9 protein-coding genes are annotated in these 7,429 nt (G+C 59.7%); 2 read left to right on the top strand and 7 right to left on the bottom strand.

Annotated elements, in window-relative coordinates:
* On the bottom strand, window positions 1–328 hold a 328-nt coding region (locus ABR948_RS28935; RefSeq protein WP_428124642.1), incomplete at its 3' end, for an aldehyde dehydrogenase family protein.
* A gap of 484 nt (window positions 329–812) precedes the next feature.
* Between ABR948_RS28935 and ABR948_RS28940 the strand changes: the two genes are divergently transcribed.
* The gene (locus ABR948_RS28940) at window positions 813–1,499 is read left to right on the top strand and encodes a nucleotidyl transferase AbiEii/AbiGii toxin family protein (RefSeq protein WP_428124644.1); all 687 of its coding nucleotides are present in this window, start codon (window positions 813–815) and stop codon (window positions 1,497–1,499) included.
* Between the two features lie 732 nt (window positions 1,500–2,231).
* Here ABR948_RS28940 and ABR948_RS28945 read toward each other — a convergent pair.
* From ABR948_RS28945 to ABR948_RS28965, 5 genes are all read right to left on the bottom strand, one after another.
* Entirely contained in the window at window positions 2,232–3,140 is a 909-nt protein-coding gene (locus ABR948_RS28945; RefSeq protein WP_428124646.1) for a TIGR03619 family F420-dependent LLM class oxidoreductase, read from the bottom strand.
* A gap of 45 nt (window positions 3,141–3,185) precedes the next feature.
* A complete protein-coding gene (locus ABR948_RS28950) occupies window positions 3,186–3,683 on the bottom strand; it encodes a phosphotransferase (RefSeq protein ID WP_428124652.1) in 498 nt (165 codons plus the stop codon).
* Window positions 3,568–4,302, bottom strand: coding sequence for a tetratricopeptide repeat protein (locus tag ABR948_RS28955; RefSeq protein ID WP_428124656.1), 735 nt, complete (start codon window positions 4,300–4,302; stop codon window positions 3,568–3,570). Before ABR948_RS28955 ends, ABR948_RS28950 begins: the two co-directional genes overlap by 116 nt.
* 20 nt (window positions 4,303–4,322) lie before the next feature.
* Entirely contained in the window at window positions 4,323–5,162 is an 840-nt protein-coding gene (locus ABR948_RS28960; protein ID WP_428124648.1) for an alpha/beta hydrolase, read from the bottom strand.
* Between the two features lie 172 nt (window positions 5,163–5,334).
* The gene (locus ABR948_RS28965) at window positions 5,335–6,702 is read right to left on the bottom strand and encodes an ATP-grasp domain-containing protein (RefSeq protein WP_428124654.1); all 1,368 of its coding nucleotides are present in this window, start codon (window positions 6,700–6,702) and stop codon (window positions 5,335–5,337) included.
* Here ABR948_RS28965 and ABR948_RS28970 point away from each other — a divergent pair.
* Window positions 6,590–6,943 (top strand): hypothetical protein, encoded by a 354-nt coding sequence (locus tag ABR948_RS28970; protein WP_428124658.1) that lies wholly within the window; start codon window positions 6,590–6,592, stop codon window positions 6,941–6,943. The two genes, ABR948_RS28965 and ABR948_RS28970, sit on opposite strands and share 113 nt — an antisense overlap.
* A gap of 124 nt (window positions 6,944–7,067) precedes the next feature.
* Here ABR948_RS28970 and ABR948_RS28975 read toward each other — a convergent pair whose 3' ends face one another.
* Window positions 7,068–7,328, bottom strand: a complete 261-nt coding sequence (locus ABR948_RS28975; protein WP_428124650.1) for a PilZ domain-containing protein — start codon at window positions 7,326–7,328, stop codon at window positions 7,068–7,070.
* Window positions 7,329–7,429 lie beyond the last annotated feature (101 nt).

A 7,429-nucleotide genomic window follows, 5' to 3' on the forward strand; every position in this document is an offset into this window, starting at 1 on the left:
GCTTCGCGCGGTCTTGCGGCGCGCCGTATTCCACGACCGTCGCCTCAATGAGTTGATCCATTCGCTTGGCCACGGCGTCGTGCAACCGCTGCAGGAGCTCCATCCGGTATTCCTTGCTACTTTGCGAAAAGGTGTTGAAGGCCTCTTTCGCAGCACTGATGGCTTTTCGGGTGTCGGTTTCGTCTGCCATGGTGACCTTGCCGATAACCTGGTTGTCGGTCGGGTTCACCAGATCGACGATCTGCGTTCCATGGGGAGTGACGAATTGACCGTTGATAAAGGCCCGATCAAAAGCCCTTACTGGAGTCGTGGTTTCACGTGTTTTCATTTGGGGCACCCTTCATGAGGTTTCGGCGTTACCAAGGTCGCTGTGTCTCTCAGGACGCCAGCTCACAATTTCAGTGTTGCTCAAAAGCGGGGCGGCGTAACTAGCAAAAGACGCCAATGCTTATGCAGAACGTGCCAAACGGTTTATTGGCGGCCTACCGCTCCTAGTTCCCTCCGGACCGCGATCTCTGTGTCGCGAGGTTGGCCTGCCGGCCGGAGCGGGGTCGCTTGATGTCCATTGTGAGCCGGAGACAGCCACTCTCTGGCGGGGCATCAACTGGGGGCATCGACCATTTTATGAGAATGTATTGCTTTATAATTCAATGGATTACCGCGCAAATGTGGTGGCTACACGGCCCACCATCCAAGGAGGTTCAAACACGTCCGAGGGCGTCCAACGCGGCGCGGTTCGTTCCTCTCAAGACACCGCTGCGTATCTTCAGTGCCTTCCCGCCGGGGGACTGTAGCCTTAGACTCGTTCGGAGATGAAAGAGTTTATTCCTCGCCTGGATGTTCTTCCGCCGGCGCAATTACGTTTGTGGTCCGAACTCTCGTCTGTCCCGGAGGATTTCGTACTGTACGGTGGAACGGCGCTCGCGCTTCACTTGGGGCACCGTACTTCCATCGATTTCGATTTCTTCAGCCGTCGATCCCTGGATATTGACTCTTTGCAGGCAGAGATTCCATTCCTTGCGGAGGCAAGAGTGTTGCAACGCGAGAAGAACACCTTGACCGCTATCGTTGATCGCGGCGAGCCGGTCATGGTTTCTTTTTTCGGCGTTCCAAAATTGGCAATACTGACGCCTCCACATGTTGTGGAAGCGAACAACATGAGGGTCGCCTCCATGATAGACCTTGCAGGCACCAAGGCCTCCGTGGTCCAGGTTCGCGCCGAAGCCAAGGATTATCTGGACATCGACGCGTTGATGAGGCTTGGCAATATCAGCCTTCCGACGGCGTTGTCAGCGGCGCAAATGATATATGGACCGAGCTTCAATCCTGAAATCACCTTGAAGGCTCTGTCGTATTTCGATGATGGCAATCTTCGCGAGTTGCCGGACGAATTGAAACAGCGTTTGGCCATGGCCGCTCGGGAGGTGGATCTTGATCGCTTGCCTGGATTGACTCGCGAACTGCGAATTGTCGAATCCGATAACGGGCATGATTTATGAAATCCATACCGCTTACTCCCGCGACATTGGATGTTGCGCGCCGAGTCATTTGGTTTGAACCTCCGGAGCAGGCGCTCTCCGATCCAATCCGCTTCATGGCATACGCAATGACCTACGCGCGCCATGAAGATATGCAAGTGATACGCCGATACGTTTGCGATGACGAGTTTCGCGCGGCCCTTGATCGAGCCCCTCCTGGAATCATCGACGCAAGGTCCTGGGCCTATTGGAACTCGAAGCTGGGCCGGTATCCGCCCCCGCCCCGTCCTGTCCGGCGGTTTACTCGGATGACGGAAACATGCAATGCCGGTGAAGGAAGCGACGCGCATGAGTTTGAGTTGGACGAGCAACGGCGTTTGGCCAGGGAGAACTGGTTGCAAGAGCGTGGTGGGGGAGGTGCGAGACTTGATCTCGAGGACGTCAGGCGTATCGCTAGGGAGGAATGGCTCAGCAAGTTCGCCAAATGAACGCGAGCGCTGATCAAGCGGTGTATCGCCCCCTGAAGACTTCTTCCAAGGACGTCCGCCGACAGCCTACCTTGCATGGGGATCTGCGTGGGGGCATTTCAGTATTCCCCCCACTCAGAAAGTTAGTAAATTCAGATGTTTACGCGCGGAATTCGGTGGCTACACGGCCCACCATCCAAAGACTTCCAGTGGCGTCCGGGGACGTCCACTAAGACACATGAAATTCGCCCCGAATGGGGACATCGCGTGCACGACTTGATTGCTTTTAGCTGAGTCGAGCCATCCCCGGCATATTCGGGTCCATGTACTGGCGCGCGAGCTCCTCAAGCAAACCTTCCAGTGATTCGGGGGTTTCAGGATAGGCCATTAGCACGAACTCGGTCACACCGATTTCGGCATATTCTTGCACCATTTTGAGGTCCGCCTTGTGCGGATACGGCGAGGCAACGAACGCCAGATCGCTCATTTTACGACTCTTCTTGCCGAGCTCCGCCTTTAGCAGCTCGAGCTGGGGTTTCAGCTGCTCAGGCGTATTGTCGATTGTCCACCAGCCGTCCCCTTGCGCAGCGATTCGACGGAAAGTTGCCGGAACATGGCCGGCAATTATGACGGGCGGGTGGGGCTTCTGAACCGGCTTGGGATAAGCGCGGCAAGGGAGGAGATCGTAGAACTCATCTTTGTAGGCGGACACCTCGTCGCACCATAGCCGCTTCATGACCTCCACGTACGACCCCGAGCGCTGGCCGCGGTTCTCGAAGGGCGCGCCCATGACCTGGAACTCCTCCTTGCACCAGCCCACCCCGACGCCGAGACTCATACGGCCGTTCGATAGCCAATCCACGTTGGCCGTCTCGAGCGCCGTGTAGACGGGGTTTCGCTGTGGCATCACGATCGTCGCCGTTCCGAGTCGCACCTTCGTTGTGATCCCGGCCAGATAGGCCAATGCCGTGAACGGACAAAGCTCGACCCGCCCCTCGCGCGCACCGAGCATGTTGCCGTCGGTGCCAAGCGACTCGGCCATCGGATATTTCGACTCCTGCTGGTCGAACATCACGGAATGCTCGCCAACCCAGATCGTGTGGAAATTGAGGCGCTCCGCGGTCGCGCCCAATGTACGGATGAATCTCGGCGTGGCGTAGCGGCTAATCAGCGGAATCAGCAATCCAAGCTTCATGTGACCCCATTGGTGACTTGATGCTTGCAAAGAGCGCTGCGATTTTCATGTAGCTCCCGCTCTCAGCGCCCAAGTCCACGCCTGAGCGGCCAAGGGTCGGACGCGCTTGCTGACCGCTTCGGCCTGCGGGCTCGACGCGTTTCCGTCCATGACGCGTTTGCGGATGCCTTGAACGATCGCCATCAGGCGGAACAGGTTGAACGCAAAATGCCAATTCAGTTCGGGTACGTTGCCGCGGTTCGTCGCTGCAGCGTAGCGATTCAACATTTGCGCGAGTGTCGGGATCCCAAGCGACTCCAGGTCGAGGCTCGCCATCCCAGCGGTGCCGTCGTGTGGCATATCCCAATGCATCAAAAAATAAGACAGATCGGCCAATGGGTCACCGGTTGTCGACAGCTCCCAATCCAATACGGCGACCACTCGTGACTCATTCGTGGCGAACAGTACGTTGTCGATCCGATAGTCGCCGTGAACGATGCCGAAGCGTTCCTGCTTGGGCAAGGTCTTGGGAAGCCAAGCGATCAATCGTTCGGCTTCCTGAATGAGTTCCGTTTCCGACGCGCGGTATTGCTTCGTCCAGCGGGTTACCTGCCTGGTCGAAATCCGCCAGCGCGGCATCGAAATTGTTCTTGCGCTGATAGGCGTAACCGCGAACGAGCAGCGCGAGGACGGACTGGGCGTTCAGTTGCAGCGCCGCCTCGGCGTCGGCCAGCGCCGCATCGAATTTCGATCGCTGATTGTATAGTCGCCCTCGATTGGCGAACGCCTTGAGAGCATCTTCCGGCGTTCGCGCCGGATTATTGATGATGGCGGTACAGCCCGCCTCGATCTTTTCCGCGACGCTGCTGTTGCAATCTTCCAGGTCGCCGGCCTGCGCGCCGCGCGGTGACAGGCATGACGCCAGCGCCGCCAGGATTGCCGCGCCGAGGAGTCTGTGCCGGAGTTTGCGAGATAATTTGCGGGACCAGCACAGCCGAAAGGTCCAAGGCGGCGGAAAAGGCAGGTCGGCGCCGCTGTAATGTTGTTTGGCCGCCAAAATTGCCCTCATATTCCCAACCCGGTCGACTCGGATTCTATACCGCAGGTTGCAGGAACGACAAGCGAGAACGAAGAATCTTTCTTGCTTCCTTGCTTTCTTGCCGCTGACGGTTGGCGGCGCCATGGGGCGTCGGCGTTGAGGCCCTATGGATAGGGCGCGGGTCCGAGCTTGCCGATCAGCGGCTGGTCGGTCGGGGCCGGGGACAGATCGCTGGAGGCGCTGTCGCTGAGAAAACGATCGAGCGTCGTCTGGATCGTCTCCTTCGCGGCATCCGGGCCGCGGTCGCTCATCCAGGTGTGCTGGAATTGGGTGTTGACGATATCGATACCGTCCGCCTTGGCCTGCTGCTGGGTCGGCAGCACGCCGGGATCGGTCTCGAAGTTCGGGTCCTTGGAGCGGAACGACAGGATTTTCATCTTGTCGCTGAGCACAAAGGGCACGCGCAGATTGTCGAGCGTGATGACCTTCGATACCAGCCCCGGATGTTGTCTGGCGAAGAACATCGAAATGTCGCCGCCGTTGGAATGTCCGACCATCGTCAAATGATCGTAATCGGCATTCGGCTGCCATTGTTTCAGTTGCTGCCGCACGAACAGGATATTGGCTTCGCCGCGTTCATAGACTGGCTCCCGGCCGACATAGGGCATGCCGATCTTGGTCACCAAAGGCGGATCGGTCGGAAGATCCTGCTGGATGCTCGCGACCAGATATCCCCGCGCCGCAAGCACGTTGGCCAGGAACGAATATTCGGTGTTCTTGACGGTGTTGCCGTTGCTGATGATCGCGACCGGAAGCTTGCCGTAACCGTTATCCGCCTTCATCTCGTAATCCCGGCGCACGGCAATATCCACCGCGACCGGCCGGGCCCGCGCGGTGTCGAACAGATCAAGCGTTTCGTGTCGAATGGCCCATTTGCTGGCGGCAATATAGACGCCGCCGATGAGAGCGCAGACGCAGGCCACTATGACAAAGGCCCTTTTCATGGTTTCCGTCCCCAGGACGTTGCTTGAGGTGACTGTTACTTCATTAGATACGGTTGAAACGCGCCGCGTTCGAGGTTTGAGCCGTCGGCACCGGATTAATTTTGCGAAACTTATTGCTCTGCAATACCTATGCGTTTGGCGCATGGATGCGCGCGTGCCGACTTTTCTCGGTCTATAGACCGGGAGATGTCGATAGCGGCGTGGCCGCTTTCTGTCTGATCATGGCCACCACCGCATCGATTATTCCAGTAATGGCGGTGCGCCGATAGGCCCAGCGTTCGTCATCGTCGGGCACCGCGATCACCATGGTGGCGTTGGCTTCGAACAGCAGCAAATCGCCGTCGGCGCTCACGCCGAAATCGATGCCGGCATAATCGAGGCCGAGCGCGTCGCGTATCCCCTCCAGCGCGCGACAGGCCCTGTCGCCGAGCACCGCCGGCATATCGGCGAGAAACGCGGCTTCCTCCAGCCGATGATGCGGCTTGTCGGCCATGTCGGAGGTGAAATAATGCACCTTCCAGTCCCGCGATATCGCCAGATGCAGCGGATAGATTTTTCCCCCGATCATCATCACCCGGAATTTTCGCGCGCTGCCGTCGCTGCCGCGGGCATCGAGATATTCGATCACCAGGAGATCGCGGCCGGGCAGGCCTGCCGCGGCCGCGGATAATTCGGCGGCGTTCTCGACAATGATAAAGTTGCGCCCGGTGTGATAGCCCGGAGAGCGCAGCAGCAGCGGGAAGGTGAATTCATGGTCCGCGATCGCCCTGGCGCCACCCTGGCCGGCCAGCAGGTCGCGCGCGATCGCGATGGTTCGCGGCGTCACCACGCCGGGCACCGCGCCGAGCCGGCTGGCATTGCTGATGCGCCCGGTCTTCATCACGGCGCGGGGGTCGTTGATGACAGGCGCGGAACTGCGCGCGACCAGGCGCACGGCCGCCTCGAGCGCGGGTTCGCAGAGATCCGCATCGCCGATGGCATTGAAGATCAGCTGATGCTGCGGCAGCGGGAGCGACGGATCGAGATGGTCGGTGACAACCACCGAGGTCAGGAAGATGCAGTCGTCGAGGAACGAGGCAGTCGGAATATTGCCGCCGCCCGACGAGACCAGCTGCAGCAGCGCTACCGGCGGCGAACTGCCGCGATAGGGCAGCGTCGAGATGGCGTGACCGCGAAACCCTCGAAGGAAATGTTGCTGCGCGCCGTCGCGGTCGCCATTGTCGGCGAGCACGGCGCCGAGGCCCTGATGCGCCGGCGCGTGATCCGGATCGGCTCTTAATGCCGCCTCGTAATGCGTGCGTGCCTGCTCGTGCTTGTTGGCGCGCAGCAAGAGATTGGCCAGGTTGACATGGCCCATCGGATTATCGGGATGATGGGTGATCGCTTCCGAGTAGACCCGGCAGGCGGCATCGATGGAGGGCGCTGAAATGCGTCGGCGCCCGGCGCAGGATATCGACGAAGGCCTGCTGGGCTTCCTGCCGCCGATCGAGCGCGCCGAGCAGCACCGCGCGCTCGATTTCGCTATCGATGGCGTCGCGATCGCTGCGCCGATGCACCAGCAGCTTATCGAGCTGCCGCAGCCGCGATTCCTGCGCCAGCCGGGGCGCCCAGCCGCTGCGCCCGGCGTCAGGGGGCGAAGTCGCATTCTGTCTTGGGGCGGTCACGATGCCAAGGGCTTGATGTTGATGGATTTGATGTCGATGGGTTCGATGTCAGTGATTTTCACGCCGCATTATCGGCTGATTCGCAGCGTTAGCGTATCCGCAAATGCCGGCCGCTAGGGCATGATCCGGAAAAGTGGGAACCGGTTTTCCCTCGCGACAAACGCCAGAGGCGTTTGCGCGGAGATCATGCTCATACAAGAAGATGGACGTAGAGCATGATTCAACCTAGTTGAATCATGCTCTACGGCTTTGGATCGCCTGGTTGGCTCTGATCGAATGTCACGCCGATCCGCTTTTCCTTGCGCCAGACGACGTGGCAGGGCCGGTGATTGCCGTCCGTCACCAGGGTGAACTGCGCGGGGATCCCGAGCGGGCTGGCGACATCGAGGGCCGCGCCGGTGGCGGAGATATTGCGCACCGTGCAATCGATCGCGCCGCCGCCGAACTGGATGGTTCCGGCTTTCAGCACGCGATGTCTGGTAGCAATTCGGTGTTCGTCCATTGCAGCGGGGCGCACAAAAACAGGGAACCGACGACGGGAGGTTTCCCGCCGGGAACGCCAGCGGCTGCCCCTCGTCTTCGGAGCGGCCCGACGTATCGGGC

Origin of the sequence: Bradyrhizobium sp. (assembly GCF_050014615.1) — a bacterium.
In the GTDB taxonomy this organism is placed as follows: Bacteria; Pseudomonadota; Alphaproteobacteria; order Rhizobiales; family Xanthobacteraceae; genus Bradyrhizobium.